This window comes from Microbacterium maritypicum MF109 (assembly GCF_000455825.1).
Taxonomy (GTDB): domain Bacteria; phylum Actinomycetota; class Actinomycetes; order Actinomycetales; family Microbacteriaceae; genus Microbacterium; species Microbacterium maritypicum_A.
This window is the reverse complement of sequence record NZ_ATAO01000057.1, coordinates 63,270-80,269: the sequence shown is the minus strand read 5'-3', so window position 1 is coordinate 80,269 and position 17,000 is coordinate 63,270. Positions and strand designations below refer to the sequence as shown.

Annotated in this window: 19 protein-coding genes; 6 read left to right on the top strand and 13 right to left on the bottom strand. The window is 67.5% G+C overall.

Annotated features, from left to right (window positions below; all coding sequences use genetic code 11):
• Positions 1-153: 153 nt before the first annotated feature.
• The 4 genes from L687_RS25315 to dusB are packed head-to-tail and all read right to left on the bottom strand — an operon-like array spanning position 154 to position 5,352.
• Positions 154-927 carry an ATP-binding cassette domain-containing protein gene (locus L687_RS25315; RefSeq protein WP_021198591.1) on the bottom strand — a complete coding sequence of 258 codons (774 nt, stop codon included), beginning with the start codon at positions 925-927 and terminating at the stop codon, positions 154-156.
• Between the two features lie 36 nt (positions 928-963).
• Complete coding sequence (gene dnaG, locus L687_RS0120900) at positions 964-2,823, bottom strand: DNA primase (protein ID WP_031206747.1); 1,860 nt, start codon at positions 2,821-2,823, stop codon at positions 964-966.
• On the bottom strand, positions 2,823-4,208 hold the full coding sequence (locus L687_RS25310) for a deoxyguanosinetriphosphate triphosphohydrolase (protein ID WP_021198589.1): 1,386 nt from the start codon (positions 4,206-4,208) through the stop codon (positions 2,823-2,825). Before L687_RS25310 ends, dnaG begins: the two co-directional genes overlap by 1 nt.
• The gene (gene dusB, locus L687_RS25305; RefSeq protein WP_021198588.1) at positions 4,198-5,352 is read right to left on the bottom strand and encodes a tRNA dihydrouridine synthase DusB; all 1,155 of its coding nucleotides are present in this window, start codon (positions 5,350-5,352) and stop codon (positions 4,198-4,200) included. The genes L687_RS25310 and dusB overlap by 11 nt, the downstream gene beginning before the upstream one ends.
• A 59-nt stretch (positions 5,353-5,411) precedes the next feature.
• On the opposite strand from dusB, the gene L687_RS25300 reads away from it, so the two are divergent.
• On the top strand, positions 5,412-5,906 hold the full coding sequence (locus L687_RS25300; protein WP_021198587.1) for a glutathione peroxidase: 495 nt from the start codon (positions 5,412-5,414) through the stop codon (positions 5,904-5,906).
• 32 nt (positions 5,907-5,938) lie between these two features.
• Here L687_RS25300 and L687_RS25295 read toward each other — a convergent pair whose 3' ends face one another.
• Entirely contained in the window at positions 5,939-6,625 is a 687-nt protein-coding gene (locus L687_RS25295) for a DsbA family oxidoreductase (RefSeq protein ID WP_021198586.1), read from the bottom strand.
• A 69-nt stretch (positions 6,626-6,694) separates the two neighbouring features.
• On the opposite strand from L687_RS25295, the gene L687_RS25290 reads away from it, so the two are divergent.
• Positions 6,695-7,306, top strand: coding sequence for a hypothetical protein (locus tag L687_RS25290; protein WP_021198585.1), 612 nt, complete (start codon positions 6,695-6,697; stop codon positions 7,304-7,306).
• On the opposite strand, the gene L687_RS25285 is transcribed toward L687_RS25290, so the two are convergent.
• On the bottom strand, positions 7,246-8,049 hold the full coding sequence (locus L687_RS25285) for an isoprenyl transferase (RefSeq protein WP_021198584.1): 804 nt from the start codon (positions 8,047-8,049) through the stop codon (positions 7,246-7,248). The genes L687_RS25290 and L687_RS25285 overlap by 61 nt on opposite strands.
• Positions 8,046-8,789: a DNA repair protein RecO gene (gene recO / locus L687_RS25280; protein ID WP_021198583.1), complete on the bottom strand. Its 744-nt coding sequence runs from the start codon at positions 8,787-8,789 to the stop codon at positions 8,046-8,048. Before recO ends, L687_RS25285 begins: the two co-directional genes overlap by 4 nt.
• Positions 8,790-8,823: 34 nt before the next feature.
• Here recO and L687_RS25275 point away from each other — a divergent pair, with 34 nt between their 5' ends.
• Positions 8,824-9,522: a trimeric intracellular cation channel family protein gene (locus L687_RS25275; RefSeq protein WP_021198582.1), complete on the top strand. Its 699-nt coding sequence runs from the start codon at positions 8,824-8,826 to the stop codon at positions 9,520-9,522.
• Between the two features lie 19 nt (positions 9,523-9,541).
• On the opposite strand, the gene L687_RS25270 is transcribed toward L687_RS25275, so the two are convergent.
• The gene (locus L687_RS25270) at positions 9,542-10,276 is read right to left on the bottom strand and encodes a TetR/AcrR family transcriptional regulator C-terminal domain-containing protein (RefSeq protein WP_021198581.1); all 735 of its coding nucleotides are present in this window, start codon (positions 10,274-10,276) and stop codon (positions 9,542-9,544) included.
• A 67-nt stretch (positions 10,277-10,343) separates the two neighbouring features.
• On the opposite strand from L687_RS25270, the gene L687_RS25265 reads away from it, so the two are divergent.
• Positions 10,344-10,724 carry a VOC family protein gene (locus L687_RS25265; RefSeq protein WP_021198580.1) on the top strand — a complete coding sequence of 127 codons (381 nt, stop codon included), beginning with the start codon at positions 10,344-10,346 and terminating at the stop codon, positions 10,722-10,724.
• 82 nt (positions 10,725-10,806) lie between these two features.
• Here the strand turns inward: L687_RS25265 and leuA are convergent, their stop codons facing one another.
• Positions 10,807-12,561 carry a 2-isopropylmalate synthase gene (gene leuA, locus L687_RS25260; RefSeq protein ID WP_021198579.1) on the bottom strand — a complete coding sequence of 585 codons (1,755 nt, stop codon included), beginning with the start codon at positions 12,559-12,561 and terminating at the stop codon, positions 10,807-10,809.
• A gap of 193 nt (positions 12,562-12,754) precedes the next feature.
• On the opposite strand from leuA, the gene L687_RS25255 reads away from it, so the two are divergent.
• Positions 12,755-13,402 carry a hypothetical protein gene (locus L687_RS25255; RefSeq protein WP_021198578.1) on the top strand — a complete coding sequence of 216 codons (648 nt, stop codon included), beginning with the start codon at positions 12,755-12,757 and terminating at the stop codon, positions 13,400-13,402.
• A 56-nt stretch (positions 13,403-13,458) separates the two neighbouring features.
• Positions 13,459-13,959, top strand: coding sequence for a hypothetical protein (locus L687_RS25250; protein WP_021198577.1), 501 nt, complete (start codon positions 13,459-13,461; stop codon positions 13,957-13,959).
• 52 nt (positions 13,960-14,011) lie between these two features.
• Here L687_RS25250 and L687_RS25245 read toward each other — a convergent pair whose 3' ends face one another.
• Genes L687_RS25245 through L687_RS25230 form a run of 4 tightly spaced genes read right to left on the bottom strand, consistent with a single transcriptional unit; the run spans position 14,012 to position 16,954 of the window.
• On the bottom strand, positions 14,012-14,968 hold the full coding sequence (locus tag L687_RS25245; RefSeq protein WP_021198576.1) for an NADP-dependent oxidoreductase: 957 nt from the start codon (positions 14,966-14,968) through the stop codon (positions 14,012-14,014).
• Positions 14,969-14,983: 15 nt separating this feature from the next.
• A complete protein-coding gene (locus tag L687_RS25240) occupies positions 14,984-15,457 on the bottom strand; it encodes a hypothetical protein (protein ID WP_021198575.1) in 474 nt (157 codons plus the stop codon).
• The gene (locus tag L687_RS25235) at positions 15,454-16,434 is read right to left on the bottom strand and encodes a hypothetical protein (RefSeq protein ID WP_021198574.1); all 981 of its coding nucleotides are present in this window, start codon (positions 16,432-16,434) and stop codon (positions 15,454-15,456) included. The genes L687_RS25240 and L687_RS25235 overlap by 4 nt, the downstream gene beginning before the upstream one ends.
• Positions 16,427-16,954 carry an RNA polymerase sigma factor gene (locus L687_RS25230; protein WP_021198573.1) on the bottom strand — a complete coding sequence of 176 codons (528 nt, stop codon included), beginning with the start codon at positions 16,952-16,954 and terminating at the stop codon, positions 16,427-16,429. The genes L687_RS25235 and L687_RS25230 overlap by 8 nt, the downstream gene beginning before the upstream one ends.
• Between the last annotated feature and the right edge of the window lie 46 nt (positions 16,955-17,000).

Below are 17,000 nucleotides of genomic sequence, written 5' to 3'. Positions count from 1 at the left end.
GAACCAAGAACCTGCCGGTTAACAGCCGGCTGCTCTGCCAATTGAGCTACCGAGGAATGTGCACCGCTGAGCGGGCAACTCGACAAGCTTAGCAAACTCCCGGACCTGTTCACGACACCGGGGCGCCGTTCGCGGATGCCGGGCGTGTCGGGGTCAGTGGCGCGAATCCGACTCCGCGTTCGGCACCCACAGCAGGTCCTTGCCCACGCCGCGCGCGACGACATGTCCGTTGCGGAGCATGAGCGTCTCGGCATTCAGCTCGCGGATGAAGTCGGCGTCATTGGTGACGAGGAGAGCGGCCATCGACTGCTCCTTGCGACGACGGGTGATCGCATCGAACACGACCGGCCGCACCTCGAGGTCGAGATTCGCGAGCACCTCGTCGGCGATGAGCACCTTCGGCTCCAGGACGAACGACCGCGCGATCGCCACGCGCTGACGCATGCCGGCACTGAGCTCGTAGGGGAACTTCGCGGCTGTTCCGAGGGGAAGGTGCAGCTCGTCGAGCAGAGTGGCGACGCGGATCGAGAGTGCCTTCGTGTTCACCCGCCGCTCGCGCATGAGGATGGGCTCCGCGATCACCTCGTTCACGGTGAGTCGCGGCGGCAGATCGGCGCCGGCGCCCTGCGGTACGAATCCGGTGCGATAGGTGAGGATCCGATGCTTGCGACCCGGCCGACGCACGTCCACCCCGCACACCTCGGCGCGCCCGCCGACGACCTTGACCGAGGGATCGGTGGAACCGGCGAGAGCGGCGACCAGCGTCGATTTACCCGAACCCGTGGGGCCCGCGACGCAGATGAGTCCGCCCGGCACAAGGGAGAAGGTGACGCCGTCGACGGCCCGAGTCGGGATCCCGTGTCCGATGCGGTCGATCACCAGATCGGAGCAATCGATCGCGTTCGTGGATACGGGCCTGCGGGACATGACTCCATCCTGCCCTCTGGGCGATGCCGGTACGCGTTACGACTCGGCGAAGCGCTGACGCTCTGCGTCGATGTCGCGCAGACGCATCCGCAGCGCGCGACCACCGTCGGAATCGGCGGGCACACGCTGCACCGCACCGAGGAGCTCCTGCTTCTCGTGCTCGAGCTGGCGGAGCACGAGCCTGCGGGCGAGGTCGGCCACGGTGGCGACAGCCCGCTCTTCCGTCCGCTCCGGGAATGGAGTCATCAGCAGCTCCCCCGCGAGCGAGCGGTAGGGCTCGCGGACGCCGTTCACGGCCTCGGTCACCCAGCCGGCCCTGCTGCGGTCGGGAGCCGCGGCGACGGCCTCGCGCACGGCATCCAGTGCCGGGGTGCGGAACGGCGCCTCCAGAGCCCTGTTGAGGAGGGCCTGATCGACCTGATGCCCGTACTGCAGGGCTCCCATCAGCGCATCGCGTTCGACCGCGACGTCGGGGCTGCGAGGCAGGGTCGCGAGAGTGACCGGAGCGACGAGGGGAGCGCCGGTCACCGAGTCGATCTGCGGAGCCTCCCGACGCACCTGATGCGGTGCAGGTCCCCCACGAGCCGCGCGTTCGACTTCACTGCGCACCTCGGTGGGATCCATCCCGAGCCGACGCGCCAGCACACGCTCGTATCCCGGCCGGAGGAGCTGGTCACGGATCTCGGCCACGATCGGAGCCGCGGCCCGCAGAGCCCCGACCCGACCCTCGACCGTCGAGAGGTCGAAGCCACTCAGCTTGCGGTCGATCGCGAACTCGAACATCGGCTGCTTCGCGTCCATCAGTCCGCGAACCGCGGCGTCTCCGCGTTGAAGACGCAGATCGCACGGGTCGAGGCCGTCGGGCGCGACGGCGACGAAGGTCTGCGCGTTGAAACGGTCGTCCTCCGTGAAGGCACGCAGCGCGGCCTTCTGCCCCGCCTCGTCACCGTCGAACGTGAAGACGACCTCACCGGATGCGTTGTCGTCACCCATCACCCGGCGCAGCACCTTGATGTGATCGGTGCCGAAGGCCGTGCCACATGTCGCGATCGCCGTCGTGAGACCGGCGAGGTGACAGGCCATCACGTCGGTGTATCCCTCGACCACGACCACACGGCGAGGGTCGCCGCGAGCGATGTCGCGCTTGGCGAGGTCGAGCCCGTACAGCACCTGCGCCTTCTTGTAGATGGGCGTCTCCGGGGTGTTCAGGTACTTGGGTCCCTGGTCGTCGTCGAAGAGCTTGCGCGCGCCGAATCCGATGGTCTGCCCCGAGACATCCCGGATCGGCCACACCAGACGCCCGCGGAAGCGGTCGTAGACCCCGCGCTGCCCCGTGGAGACGAGACCCGCATTGCTCAGCTCCTCGCGGGTGAACCCCTGTGCGGTCAGCGCCTTGAGCATCCCGTCCCAGCCGCGCGGAGCGAAGCCGACTCCGAAATGCGCCGCAGCTCCGGCGTCGAATCCTCTCTCACCGAGAAAGCGCCGTCCTGCCTCCGCATCGGGGGTGAGCAGCTGCGCACGGAAGAACTCCGCCGCCGCGGTGTTCGCCGCGTACAGCCGGCTGCGGCCGCTCGTCTCGGGGGCTGCTCCCCCGTCTTCATAGTGCAGTGTGTACCCGATACGCCCGGCGAGACGCTCGACTGCTTCCGTGAAGCTGACGTGATCCATCTCCCGCAGGAAGGAGTAGACGTCCCCCGACTCCCCGCATCCGAAGCAGTGGTAGTACCCCACCTGCTGGCGCACATGGAAGCTCGGGCTCTTCTCATCGTGGAAAGGACACAGCCCCTTGAGCGACCCGACACCGGCCGACTTGAGAGCGACACGCTCCCCGATGATGTCGGCGATGTTCGTGCGCGCCTTCACCTCATCGACATCGGCCTGCCGGATCCGGGGCATCAGTGCGCCCTTTCGGCGACGGGCAGCCGCTCGGCGTGCGCCTGGGCGCCAGGGCGGGCGTGACGGGGAGTCCAGATCCCGACCTCGGCCGGATCGATCTCGCCGACGAGGCGGTTGTGCCAGTCGATCGCGCTCTGGTCGGTGAGGCTCGCGATCTGGTCCACCACGACTCTGGCGCGTTCGGCGTCGTTCTCCGCCGCGACGAAGTCCGCGGCGAACGCAGGCTCGAGCACATCGGACCCGGCGGACCACAGCGCGTCGGTCGACCAGAGGGCGTCGGCGAGTCTCTTCAGCACACGCCGCTGCTCCTTGTAGACGCCCTTGCGGGCTTCGATCGTGACGATCGCCTGCCCCATGATGCCCTTGAGCACGGCGATCTCGACCTCGATCACTCGCGGGACGACGACATGGGCGTTGTAGCGGACGAGTGCTGTCGTGCCGTAGGCCTCCGTGGTCGCGGAGACCGAGGCTCGGGCGAAGCGTCCGATCAGATCGCTCGTGAGGTTCTTGAGACGGGCCAGTGCCTGGCGGGAGCGGTCGAACGACGAGAGCCACATCGGCTGCGACGCGAGGCGGTAGAGCGCATCGGCGAGTTCATCGCGAGTGAAGTCGTATCCCACCCACTGCTGGATCCGTCCGACGAGAGCGTCGTGCTGACGGGGGTCGGCGAGCTGAGCGACGTCGACATAGCCGTTCACGATGGCGTCCTCGAAGTCGTGGACCGAGTACGCGATATCGTCGGAGAGATCCATGATCTCGGCTTCGATGCAGCGCAGACGCCCCGGCGCCCCTTCGCGCATCCAGCGGAAGACCGCCTCGTCCTCGGGGTACACCCCGAACTTCAGCCGACCACCCGGGTCCGGCACCGGACTGTCGACCGTCCACGGGTACTTGCAAGTGGCGTCGAGGCTCGCACGGGTCAGATTCAACCCCACGGAACGGTCGGCGTCGTCGAGGACCTTCGCCTCCAGCCGCGAGAGGATGCGCAGGGACTGGGCGTTCCCCTCGAAGCCCCCGATGGGCTCTGCCCACTCGTTGAGAGCTCGTTCGCCGTTGTGACCGAAGGGAGGATGCCCCAGGTCGTGGCTCAGGCACGCCGTGTCGACGACATCCGCCGAGACGCCGAGGGCGACAGCGAGCTCGCGCCCGACCTGAGCCACCTCGAGGGAATGCGTCAGCCGGTTGCGGGCGAAATCCGCGGTGCTGGCGGGACTGAGCACCTGCGTCTTCGCGGCGAGTCGGCGCAGCGCGGCGGAGTGCAGAACACGGGCACGATCGCGAGCGAAATCGTTGCGCTCGGAACGATGGGTTTCGGCGAAGAAGCGTTCGGCGTCTCGCGCGTCGTAGCCGTCGGCGCGCAGGCCTGCCTTGGGGTCAACCGCCACTGTTCTCGATCTCCGCTCCACGCATCATCTCCGAGGTGTCGGATGCGATCTCCCGCGACTCCAACCACTTCTCCGGCAGGGCGGTGCGCTTCGGGTGTCCCGCTCGACCGCGCTGCCCCTCGGCGTCCGCACCGGGATAGGGCGCCGTGTGATCGAGCCGGCCGAGGAGGTCGTCGATCTCGGCGAGGCTGGATGCCGTGGCGAGTCCGGTGCGGATGTCGCCCCCGACCGGGTAGCCCTTGAAGTACCAGGACACGTGCTTGCGGATATCCCGGCACCCGCGGTCCTCATCCTCGAAGAACTCGACCAGCAGCTCGGCGTGGCGACGGAAGGCGTTCGCGACGAAGCCGAGTGTCGCATCGACGGTCTTCCCCTCCCCACCGAAGGCCGTGGCCAGCTCGCCGAACAGCCACGGGCGTCCGAGGCAGCCACGCCCGACCACGACACCGTCGCAGTCGGTCTGCGCCATCATGCGCACGGCGTCGTCGGCCGACCAGATGTCGCCGTTGCCGAGCACCGGGATGCTCGTGACCGCCTGCTTCAGCTCGCCGATCGCGTTCCAGTCCGCGAACCCCGAGTAGAACTCGCCAGCGGTCCTGGCGTGCAGCGCGACCGCGGCCGCCCCTGCATCTTCAGCCGCTCGCCCGGCATCGAGGAAGGTGAGGTGGTCTTTATCGATGCCCTTGCGCATCTTCACCGTGAGCGGGATGTCGCCTGCGGCTTTCACCGCCTGGTCGACGATATCGGCGAACAGCTTCGACTTCCACGGCAGCGCCGCGCCCCCGCCGCGGCGCGTGACCTTCGGCACCGGGCACCCGAAGTTGAGGTCGATGTGGTCGGCGTGGTCCTCGGCGACGATGATGCGGACGGCCTCGGCGATGGTCTTCGGGTCGACGCCGTACAGCTGGATGGACCGCGGCGTCTCCGACTCGTGGTGGCGGATCAGTCGCATGGTGGTCTCGTTGCGCTCGACGAGAGCGCGCGAGGTGATCATCTCGCTGACGTACAGCCCGGCGCCGTACTCACGACACAGTCGCCGGAAGGCGGTGTTGGTGATCCCCGCCATGGGTGCGAGGACGACCGGCACGTCGAGATCGATCGGACCGATGCGAAGGGGGCGGGCAGGTGCGGTGGCGAGAGTCATGTCCCCTCTATTCTCCCAGACGCGGAGCCCACGGGGATGCGGCGATCTAAGCTGTGAATATGACCGAATCCGCGCTCCGCACGATCCCGTTCACCGACGCGAAGGGCGAGGAGAAGACGCTCGACGATCTCGGTGCCGACGTGGTGCTGGTCGTGAACGTCGCCTCCAAGTGCGGCCTGACGCCGCAGTACGAGCAGCTCGAGGAGCTGCAGCGTCTGTACGGCGACCGCGGGTTCACGGTCGTCGGCTTCCCGTGCAACCAGTTCTTCGGCCAGGAGCCCGGCTCGGTGGACGACATCCTCGAGTTCTGCTCGACGACGTACGGCGTCACGTTCCCGGTCAACGACAAGGTCAAGGTGAACGGCAAGAACGCCGCGGAGCTCTACAAGGCACTCAAGGAGACCCCGGACGCCGGCGGAAAAGCCGGACGGGTCGAGTGGAACTTCGAGAAGTTCCTCGTGCTGCCGGATGGGGACGTCCTGCGCTTCCGCCCGAAGCAGAAGCCGGACGCCCCCGAGATCGTCAGCGCCATCGAAGCCGCGCTGACCCGCTAGATCGAGCCGAGCGTCGGACCGGCGCCGAACGGTCAGACGGCTGCCGTCTCCGTCTCGGCTTCTCCGCGCTTCGACCAGAGGTCGCGGAGGACGTTCTCGAACGCCGCCGGTGGCTGCGCCCCGCTGATGCCGTACTGGCCGTCGACGACGAAGAACGGCACACCCTGGATGCCGTACGCGCGGGCCTGGGCCTGATCCTGACGAACCGCCGGCAGGTACTGCTCGCTCTCGAGCGCCGCGCGAGCGCGATCTGCGTCAAGGCCGACCTCGGTCGCGAGCTCGACCAGGTCGTCGATACGGCCGACGTGCTTGCCTTCGGTGAAGTAGGCGGACATGAGCCGCTCCTCCAGCTCGTGCTGCAGGCCCTCGGCCTTCGCGAAGTGCAGCAGCTCATGAGCCTTGACCGTGTTGGTGTGCTGCAGCAGGTCGAAGCGGTACTCGAGTCCCGCGTTCGCGGCGACACCGGTCACATTCGACAGCATCTGCTCGACCTGCTCGCGCGGCATTCCCTTGTGCCCGGCGAGGAAGTCGATCTCGTCGCCGTCGAAGTCGACGGGGGTGTCGGGCGAGAGCTCGAAGGAGTGGAAGGTGATGTTGACCTGCGGTGCGTCCTCGTCGGCGGCGACCGCTTCGAGACCCTTCTCGAGGTTGCGCTTGCCGATGTAGCACCAGGGGCAGGCGATGTCGGACCAGATGTCGATGGAGATGGGTTCAGTCACACTCTCATGCAACCGCATGCGCCTATGAGCTATTCCGAGGCAGCCACAGCTCGCGGGTAGGCTTCTCGGATGCTCTCCGCCGACGACCCGCTGCCGCTCCGGCCGGAGCGGGTTCTGGTGGCGGGCGTCTCCGGCTCGGGGAAGACGACCCTGTCGCGGCGTATCGGCACGATGTGGAGCCTGCGCCACGTCGAGATCGACGGTCTGTTCCACGGACCGAACTGGACTCCTCGCCCCGAGTTCCTCGACGACGTGCGCGCCTTCGCGTCCGACGACCGTTGGGTCACCGAGTGGCAGTACACGAGCAAGGGCACGGATGCGATCCTCACGCCGCGCGCGCAGCTCGCCGTCTGGCTGGACTATCCCCACCGCGTCGTGCGCGCCCGTCTGATCCGGCGCACGCTCGCCCGCGGCATCCTGCGACTCGAGCTCTGGAACGGGAACCGCGAGAAGGGACCGTGGAACCTGCTGAACCGCGATCCCGAGGAGAACATCCTCGCGTGGCAGACGGCGACGCTCCACAAATGGAGCGAGCGGTTTCCGGCCCTGCAGGAACACTTCCCCCACCTCGTCGTCGTGAGGCTGCGCCATCCGCGGGAAGCCGAGAGGTGGCTCCGGGCTCAGGCCGAGGCCTCCGGCGTGTCGATCGCGCCGCCGAAACGACGATCGCGCGACAGGTAGATACCGATGGCGCGCCACAGCTCCTCACGCGAGAAATCGGGCCAGAGGGTGTCGAGGAACACCATCTCGGCGTAGGCCGACTCCCACAACAGGAAGTTCGAGGTGCGTTGCTCCCCCGAGCTGCGCAGGAACAGGTCGACGTCCGGCATGTCGGGCACATACAGGTTCCGGCGGATCATCTTCTCGGTGATCGCCTTCGGTTTCACCCGCCCGGCGGCGACGTCCTCGGCGATCGCCCGCATCGCATCGACGAGCTCCACCCTGCCGCCGTAGTTCACACACATAGTGAGGGTGAGCACGTCGTTGCCACGGGTGAGCTGCTCGGCGTGCTGGAGCTCCTTGATGACGCTTCCCCACAGACGCGGCTTGCGTCCGGCCCAGCGGATCCGCACGCCCCATTCGTTGAGCTGATCACGGCGTCGGTGCAGCACGTCGCGGTTGTACCCCATCAGGAAGCGGACCTCCTCGGGAGAGCGCGCCCAGTTCTCGGTCGAGAACGCGTACACGGAGAGATGCTTCACCCCGGCCTGGATCGCGCCGGCGACCACATCGAGAAGCACCTCCTCCCCTGCCTTGTGACCTTCGATCCGGTTGAGGCCCCGGCGGTTGGCCCAGCGGCCGTTGCCATCCATGACGATCGCCACGTGCTCCGGCACGGCCCGGAACGCAGGGGGATGCACGCCGGTCCAGTCCAGCGGGCGATAGGCCACGGCGTCCTTGTGCGTATACGGCTTCGGGCTCACCGTTCTCCTTCCGAAGGGATGTCGGACACGTGGGCGAGGGAGCGGATCCCGCGTTCCAGATGCCATTGAGCGTAGGCGGAGACCAGGCCGGACGCGGCGGCCGTGTCGGCGGGCGAAGACCCGTCGATGACGTCCCACTCGCCGGCGATCAGCGCCCGGAGCAGCGCCAGGGTCTTCTCGGCGACGCGGGGGCTCCCGGCAGGGGCGCAGTTCTGGCAGACCAGTCCGCCCAGCTGCGCGACGAACCGGGAGTGCGGACCCGGAGTGCCGCAGCGCGCGCATTCGTCGAGGGAGGGCGCCCATCCGGAGAGGGACATCACCCGCAGCAGATACGAGTCGAGGATGCTGCGGGCGACATGCTCTCCGCGGGACAGCGCACGCAGCCCGCCGACGAGGAGCAGGTACTGGTCGGGCGTCGCCTCCGAGTCGCTCAGGCGATCGGCCGTCTCGACCATCGCGTTGGCCGCCGTGAACCGGTCGTAGTGCGCGGCGATGTCCGTTCCGTAGGAACCGAGCGACTCGGCCTGCTGCACGATGTCGAGCGAGCGGCCTTGATACAGCTGCACGTCGGCGACCATGAACGGCTCGAGTCTGGCCCCGAACTTCGACGAGGTCCGGCGCACGCCCTTCGCGACCGCGCGAACCTTGCCATGACGCCGCGAGAGCATGATGACGATGCGATCCGCCTCACCGAGCTTGTGGGTGCGCAGGATCACCGCTTCGTCTCGATAGGTGGGCACCCTCCGATTATCCTCCGTGCGCGAGAATGGAGGCGTGACCGAACCGCTCTTCACCATTCCGCTGTGGGCGGACCTCCTCGGCGTCGGCCTCGGTGGAGTCCAGGGCGCGATGTTCGCATCGGGGTTCCAGGGGCAGCGTCGACTCGACTGGCTCGGCGTCTCGATCATCGGCATCATGATCGGGATGGGTGGCGGTCTCATCCGCGACATCCTGCTGGGGCAGACGCCCGCCACCCTGCAGAATCAGTGGTATCTGGTCACCGCCGGCGGGGCGGCCCTGCTCGGCATGCTGCTCGCGGGCCTCTTCACCCGACTGAACACCGTGATCGTGGTCCTCGATGCCGTGGTGATCGGCATGTTCGGCGCCTTCGGGACGAGCAAGGCCCTCGCATTCGGGATCCCCGAAGTCCCGGCGGTCTTCATCGGCGTCTGCGCCGCGGTCGGTGGCAGCGTGCTCCGCGACATGCTCATGGGGCTTCCGACCGCGATCATGCACGTCGGTTCGCTCTACGCGGTCGCCGCGGGGGCAGGATGCACCTTCATCGTGATCGCCGTCGCCCTCGGGATGCCGATCACTCTCGCGGCGGTCATCGGCATCGCCGTCACAGCCGTCATCCGGGTCCTCGCCGTCACGTTCGACGTCTCCCTGCCCGAGCAGCGGCGCATCTACCGCCGCAAGGTGGCCGCAGAGACCGGCGCGATCGCGATCGTCAAGCCCAGCGCCGACCTCTGAGAACCAGCACGACACGCTCTCAGCGCGACGAGGAATCCGAGACGATGCCGGCGAGCCCGTCGATCACCCGTGCCACACCGAAGTCCCATGCGACGTCGGCGTCGTAGGGGCCGTCCATCGCTTCGCCGGCTGCTTGACCGACCGCCTGAGCAAGGGGGAAGTCCGCCCCGAGATATCCCGTCACGCGCGGCGCGGCGTCGGCCCAGAACGGCCCGAAGCGCTCCCGCTCTGCACTCCCGCGCATTCTCGCCGCCGTCGCCCTCACGAAGTCGAGGACGAAGGACAACGCCGCGTCACGCTCGACAGCAGACAGTCCGGCGTCGTCGAATGCCCGCAACTCGCGGTCGTACTTCGCTATCGTTGCCGGACCCACGACGACTCGAGCATCATCGACGTCCAGCAACCACGCATGGGCGCGGAACAGGGCGAGATTCTCATCGGCCACGCGACGCACGCGGGCTCGCCACCCCGCTCCGTCCGCCGGCGACGTCGCCATCCTCGCGTGCGCCTCGTCGACCATCAGGACGAGCAGGTCCGCCCGACTGTTGACGTGCGTGTAGACGGACATCGCCGTGAGGTCGAGCGACTGCGCCAGCGCACGGATCGTCATCGCCTCGGCCCCACCGGCGTCCGCGAGTTCGATCGCCCCGGACACCACGGCGTCGACGGATACGCGAGAACGCGGCCCGCGACGGCCGTCCGCTCGCTCGGACGCGTCCTTGCGCCAGAGCAGGTCCACGAGATTCTTGGCCATTACGGAATACCCTCCCGCGTCGACGACTTAACTCTGTACGTTGTACGTAGTTTATGACAGGAGAACTGTGAACATCACTCAGACCGCCATCTCGCTCAACGTTCCCGACGTCGCCGCCTCGGCGTCCTTCGCCAAGACCCACTTCGGCTTCGAGGAGGCGATGTCCGCCGAGGGCTTCGTCTCCCTGCAGCACCCGGACTCTCCACCGAGCATCATCTTCCTCGAGACCGGGCTGAGCACGTTCCGCCCGCAGGAGATCGCCGGCTCCGCAGGGGAAGGCACCCTGGTCGTTTTCGTCGTCGACGACATCGACCGGGAATTCGCGCGCATCTCCGACGCCGGAGCGCGGGTCATCACTCCCCCGGAGACCGAGCCCTGGGGTGAGCGCTACTGCCAGTTCGCCGATCCGAACGGGCTCGTCTGGCAGCTGGTGCAATGGGTCGCATAGTCCCCTGACCAGAGGTGCACACACAGACGACGGTGGCCGGGGTCCTCGGGGGATTCCGGCCGCCGTCGTCGAGACGCGTCGATCAGACCGCCGCGAGCTCCTGCTGACGCGTGCGGATCGAACGGTTCACACCCGACACGATCGCCTTGAGGGACGCGGTCGAGATGTCGCCGTCGATGCCGACGCCCCACAGACGCTGATCGCCGACCTGCAGCTCGACGTAGGCTGCCGCCTGCGCGTCGCCACCGGCGCTGAGCGCATGCTCGACGTAGTCGTACACCGTGATGTCGAAGCCCTGCCCACGCAGCACCTCGACGAAAGCGGCGACAGGCCCGTTGCCGTTGCCGGTGACGGACACCTGCTGATCGTCGTCGCGCAGGACCACGTCGAGGGCGACGTCGCCGGACATGTCACTGCGGGTCTGCGTGGCGAGGAGCTCGAAGCGTCCCCACTTCGCCGCCGTGTCGACCGCCGGAAGGTACTCGTCGTTGAAGATCGACCAGATCTGCTCGCTCGTGACCTCTCCACCTTCGGCATCCGTCTTCGCCTGCACGACGCCCGAGAACTCGATCTGGAGCTTGCGGGGCAGATCGATCGCGTGGTCGGCCTTCAGCAGGTAGGCGACACCGCCCTTGCCGGACTGCGAATTCACGCGGATGACGGCCTCGTAGGAGCGACCGAGGTCCTTCGGGTCGACGGGCAGGTACGGTACGGCCCACTCGATGTCGTCGACCGTCACACCCTCGGCCTCGGCACGCACGGCCATGGCTTCGAAGCCCTTCTTGATCGCGTCCTGATGCGATCCGCTGAAAGCGGTGAAGACGAGGTCGCCCGCCCACGGGCTGCGCTCCGGCACCGGCAGCTGGTTGCAGTACTCGACCGTGCGCTTGACCTGGTCGATGTCGCTGAAGTCGATCTGCGGGTCGATACCCTGCGTGAAGAGGTTGATGCCCAGCGCGACGATATCGACGTTGCCCGTGCGCTCGCCGTTGCCGAACAGGCATCCCTCGATGCGATCGGCGCCGGCCATGTAGCCGAGCTCAGCCGCTGCGATCGCGGTACCGCGGTCGTTGTGCGGGTGCAGCGACAGGATCACGTTCTCGCGGTGCGCGAGGTGACGGCTCATCCACTCGATCGAATCGGCGTAGACATTGGGCGAGGCCATCTCGACCGTGGCGGGCAGGTTGATGATCACCTTGCGGTCGGGAGTGGGCTCGAAGACCTCGATCACCTGGTTGCAGATGTCGACGGCGAACTCGAGCTCGGTGCCGGTGTAGCTCTCGGGCGAGTACTCGTAGTAGACCTTCGTGTCGGGGATGGTCTTCTCGAACTTCCGGCACAGACGCGCCCCCTCGAGCGCGATGTCGATGATGCCCTGTTTGTCGGTGCGGAAGACGACCTCGCGCTGCAGCACGCTCGTCGAGTTGTACAGGTGAACGATGGCCTGCTTGGCGCCGGCGATCGACTCATAGGTGCGCGCGATGAGGTGCTCACGCGCCTGCGTCAGCACCTGGATGGTGACGTCGTCCGGGATCAGGTCCTCTTCGATGAGCTGACGGACGAAATCGAAGTCGGTCTGGCTCGCCGAGGGGAAGCCGACCTCGATCTCCTTGTACCCCATGCTGACGAGCAGCTCGAACATCACGCGCTTGCGCTCGGGCGACATCGGGTCGATCAGGGCCTGGTTGCCGTCACGGAGGTCGACCGCGCACCAACGGGGCGCCTTGGTGATGCGGGCGTCGGGCCAGGTGCGGTCAGGCAGGTGGACGTTGATCTGCTCGTGGAACGGCCGGTACTTGTGGATCGGCATAGCGGACGGGCGCTGAGTGTTCTGCATGATGGGGCTTCTTCTCTTCGTCAAGATGAACGGGCCAACACAAGCGCCGCGACGAGGAAGGCCCTAGCTTTAGGACTCGTCGCGGCAGCTAAGAAGAAGCAGACCGCCGAAAGGCATGAGGTCATGCTAGCAGGGATGCGATCGCGGTACCGACGTGTCTGAGACGATCCGGATCTCACCGACACTCGTCGGTATGAGCACATCGCAGCGTCGCCTGTCCATCGCCGCCGCCTCAGGCGTCGGCCTCCTGTTCCTGAGCGCATGCACGACGGGCCCCGGCACCTCGCCGGCTCCGACAAGCACGACGGCGTCGTCCGAGCAGCGCATCGAGGACGCCCGGCCCGATCTCCCCGAAGGGCGCGTGATCGGGGTGGGTACGGTGCTGGACGTGGGTGGCGACGTGCAGCTGTGCATGGGAGCGATCATGGAGTCGTCTCCTCCGCAATGCGACGGCGTCCCCGTCGACGGCTGGTCCTGGGACGACGTGGAGGGTCGCGAGTCCAGCGGGGAGACGACGTGGGGTGCATACGCCGTGTATGCCACCTACGACGGCGAGCGACTCACGAACACCGATCCGCCAATCATGCTCGCACTCTTCGACCCGATCGCCCCGGAGGATCCCACGGACGGTGTCGACGGCACGACGCCGCCCGGAGAACTCAGCCGCATCCAGGACGACATCTCGGCCCGCCTCGGCGATGAGGCGGTCACCCTCCGCACCGATCGCGGTTACGTGTGGCTCGATGTCGTCTGGGATGACGGGACGATCCAGGATGCCGCGGACGCGGAGTACGGAGACGGTGTCGTGATCGTGACGTCCACGCTCCGGGAGATCGACTGAGCGCCCGCCGTCGTGTGCGATCATTTCCACGTGCATAGACCTCCGGTCGCGATGCGATGAGAATCGAGTTGCTCATCGGCGGGTTCGCCATCCTCATCGGCATCCTCGCGTCGATCCTGTCCCGGCAGACCACCGAGCTCATCGTCGCGGGGAACTACGTGATCGGATCACATCGCGGATCCGTGGCGAATGCCACGCAACGACCATGGATGACACGACTGATCGGCATCGTTTTCGTGATCGTCGGAGCAGTCCTGGTGGTGTACGGCGTCGATGACGCGCCTGGTCCCCGCCCCGCTCCTGCTGAGCAGTGGGAGCTCATCCTGCCGCTCGTGTCCTCGGGTGTTCTGGGAGCCTTCGGGCTCGGCGTCCTCGCCTCACGACGCCGCCTCACCGTCCTTGCCGCCGAACGGTTGAAGGTGAATGGTGCTGAGATCTATGAGGGCGATCAAGCGGAGAGGAGCGCCCGCATGATCGTGTTGACGTTCGCTATCTGGATCTTCGTCGTCTCCGCATTGATTTCTGCGGCCGGGGTCATCTTCTACCTGCGGGCCTGAGCCGGAGGACGCTGAAGCAGCGGACACACATCGGACAGACAACGCCCCTGCACTAGGGGATCAGAGCGATCTTGCCGCCGGGATGGCCGGTGGCGAGAAGCCGATGCGCCGCCGGTGCGTCGGCCAGGGGGAACGTTCGGGCCAGAGGGACCACGAGATCGCCGTTCTGTGCCAGCGCGACCAACTCTCCCCGCACCTCGTCGCGGAAGCGGGCGCTCTGAGGCATCGACCCGGCAATGAAGAGGATGCCGTCATCCTCCGCGCGACCCGCGGCGGCGATCGTGACGATCCGTCGACGGTCGGCGACGAGTTCGAGGGACGCGTCCATGGCTTCCCGCGTTCCCGCCGTGTCCAAAGCCGCAGCGATCGGAACATCCGCAAGGTCGCGGACTCGGCCGGAGAGCCCGGGGCCGTACTCCACAGGGACGCCCCCGAACCTTCGGACTTCGCCGAAGCGGGATGGGCTCGCCGTTCCGATGACGCAGATGCCGCGGAGCCGCGCCTGCTGCAGCACGCTCACTCCGACGGCGCCGGACGCGCCGTGGAGAAGGATCGTCTCCCCTGGTGCCGCAGCGGTGACGGCGAGCATCTCTGCGGCCGTGGTGCCGACGAGCAGCAGATTCGCGGCCTCTGGGTGCGTGAGCGTCGACGGCTTGGCGAACACTTTCTCGGCGGGCACGGTGATCTCGGTCGCGTAGCCCCCGCGCACGCGGAAGGCGATGACCTCGTCGCCGATGTCGACGGCCCCCGAGCCTGTCCTGGTGTCCGCGCCGATGGCCGAGATCTCCCCCGAGACCTCATACCCGATCGGGACGGGCAGCTCGATGCCCGTGCGGGGAGCCGCGACATGCTTCGCGTCTGCGGGGTTCACCCCCGCGGCGCGGACACGGATCGTGACCTCGCCGGGTTCGGGAGTGCGCAGCTCATGCTCGACGAACGCCCAGGTCTCGGGCGGGCCCCACACCGGCGCGGTCCACTGCCACGCGCGGAACGGATCAGTCGAGGCCACGGTGCGCGATGCTCCTCAGAGGACGCAACGCAGGTTCGTGACGGTGCCCGATACGTTGGACCAGTTGCCCGCGTAGATGGTGGCGAGCACCGATGATCCGTTTCGCGCCTGCATGTAGCCGGAGGTCCGTGCATTCGCCGCTGACCTGGTCACGAAGCTCGCAGGCACGGCGTTGACGCTGCACGAGCTGAAGCTCAGGATGCTCCCGCCGAGAGAGGCGAGACTGAATGCGCAGGTCTTGCCGGTCGCGCAGCCGCCGACTGTGCGCGCGGAGATGCTGGACGCGCCGACGATCTGCAGCTCCATGCCGAGATCGGGCCACACCGCTCGCGTCGCATCGATGACGATGCCGCCCGGCACCTCTTCAAGCATGGCGGCGACGGCAGGATCGACCTCACGATCGCTCGGGTCTGCGGCCATCGCCGGAGTCGCTCCGAAGGCGACGAGCAGCCCGAGGACGATCGCCGCGAGAGCAGTCGAGCGCTTCATCGGAACACATCCTCCTCCACGTCCCACATCTGATACGAGATGATCGAGCCTGCCGCGAAGAGCTCGTCGGCGATCAGAACGGTACGCTCCACTCCGACGATCCTCCCCGTGTCGCGGGACACCAGGACCACGTCGCTCACCGCCCCGTCGGGCGACTGCACACGGATGCCGTCGACGGGTCGCCCCAGCCGATCCGTCGTCGTTCCGAGCGCCTGACCGCCGCCGGCCTCCTCGAGGAGGAGCAGCAGCTCGCGGTGCTGCGCATTCGTCAACGTCCATTGGCCGAGGACGGAGGTGAATGCGGTCTCCACGTCGAATGCCGTCGGGTCGTCCGGCATGCCGAACGCACGGAGCATCGCCACCATGTCGTCGTGCGCCTCACCGGGCACAGCGGTCCAGGGAGTGGTGAAGTCCCCCGGTGCCATCACCAGATCGTTGACCACTCTTCCGCTGCTGGTGACCTCTGCAGCATTGCTCGCCGCCGCATCCGAGGGGTCGTACGGAACTCCGTCGATGGTGGTCGCACGTCCGGACCCGTCCGGTTCCCACGTGAGCGTCGAAAGCTGGGGAACGACGGTCGTGGTCTTCGAATCGACCTCGACGTTGAACCCCCATGAGGCGGTCCTGACCGATCGCACCGGCTCACCGGGACCGGGGCTCTCGGCGAGGCTCGCTTCGGCCCCGTCGACGACCTGAGCGACAGTGACCGAGCCGTCGAACTCGAGCGGTGACGGCATCCCGGCCACCGCCGCCCCCTGCGGGGAGAGTACGGCGAAGGCCAGAGCCGTCGAGGCTGCGACCGCGGTCAGACCGGAAGCCCAGCCGAGTGCACGCCGACGGCGACGCCTCGGTGCGGTGCTCGTGCGGAGGATGCGGTCGCGAGTCGCGAGGGCCCGCGCGTCGGGCGCAGCGTCACGTGGAGTCGGTGCGGGATCGGCATCGCTCAGCATCCGTTCGAGCACGGCGTTGTCAGTCATCACCCGTCGTCCGCCCCTCCAGGCCCAGCTCCGCACACAGGCGATCCTGCGCGCGTCCCAGCGTCTTCCGCACTCGCAACTCGGAAGCGCGCAACAACTCCGCGATCTCCCCCACCGTGAGTCCGTCCCAGTACGTGAGCATGATGATACGCCTCTGACCTGGAGTGAGGACAGCCAAAGCCCGCAGGACCGCGAGGCGACTGTGCTGATCCGGTCCGCCCTCTTCGCCGGAGAGCCCCAGATGCACAGCGTCGAGCGCACCGTAGGGCGTCGACGCCCGGCCGGAACGAGCCCGCAGCCGCCGATCCGTCGCCCGCAACAGCCAGACACGGCTCGGCGGTCGTGCAGGTCTGAGCTTGGTCCAGGCGAGCAGGAACACCTCGGAGACGATCTCGGTGACCTCGTCCTCCGCGCCGACGACGCCCTCGATGTGATGCCGCACTGCTGCCCAGTGCTCATCGAACACTCGGGTGAAGACCTCGTTGCGCAGCGGATTCGGGTCTTCGCTGCGACCACTCATGTCGCCGGGGTCGGCGGCCTGCCCGCCGCCATCGACGTGATGCCGG

Excerpts from the sequence above, each read along its gene's own strand:
- L687_RS25250 (WP_021198577.1), top strand. The coding sequence starts at position 13,459 with ATGAGAATCGAGTTGCTCATCGGCGGGTTCGCCATCCTCATCGGCATC.
- L687_RS25255 (WP_021198578.1), top strand. The coding sequence starts at position 12,755 with ATGAGCACATCGCAGCGTCGCCTGTCCATCGCCGCCGCCTCAGGCGTC.
- L687_RS25240 (WP_021198575.1), bottom strand. The coding sequence starts at position 15,457 with ATGAAGCGCTCGACTGCTCTCGCGGCGATCGTCCTCGGGCTGCTCGTC.
- L687_RS25315 (WP_021198591.1), bottom strand. The coding sequence starts at position 927 with ATGTCCCGCAGGCCCGTATCCACGAACGCGATCGATTGCTCCGATCTG.
- L687_RS25300 (WP_021198587.1), top strand. The coding sequence starts at position 5,412 with ATGACCGAATCCGCGCTCCGCACGATCCCGTTCACCGACGCGAAGGGC.
- dusB (WP_021198588.1), bottom strand. The coding sequence starts at position 5,352 with ATGACTCTCGCCACCGCACCTGCCCGCCCCCTTCGCATCGGTCCGATC.
- L687_RS25235 (WP_021198574.1), bottom strand. The coding sequence starts at position 16,434 with ATGACTGACAACGCCGTGCTCGAACGGATGCTGAGCGATGCCGATCCC.
- L687_RS25230 (WP_021198573.1), bottom strand. The coding sequence starts at position 16,954 with ATGAGTGGTCGCAGCGAAGACCCGAATCCGCTGCGCAACGAGGTCTTC.
- L687_RS25270 (WP_021198581.1), bottom strand. The coding sequence starts at position 10,276 with ATGGCCAAGAATCTCGTGGACCTGCTCTGGCGCAAGGACGCGTCCGAG.
- leuA (WP_021198579.1), bottom strand. The coding sequence starts at position 12,561 with ATGCAGAACACTCAGCGCCCGTCCGCTATGCCGATCCACAAGTACCGG.
- L687_RS25290 (WP_021198585.1), top strand. The coding sequence starts at position 6,695 with ATGCTCTCCGCCGACGACCCGCTGCCGCTCCGGCCGGAGCGGGTTCTG.
- dnaG (WP_031206747.1), bottom strand. The coding sequence starts at position 2,823 with ATGCCCCGGATCCGGCAGGCCGATGTCGATGAGGTGAAGGCGCGCACG.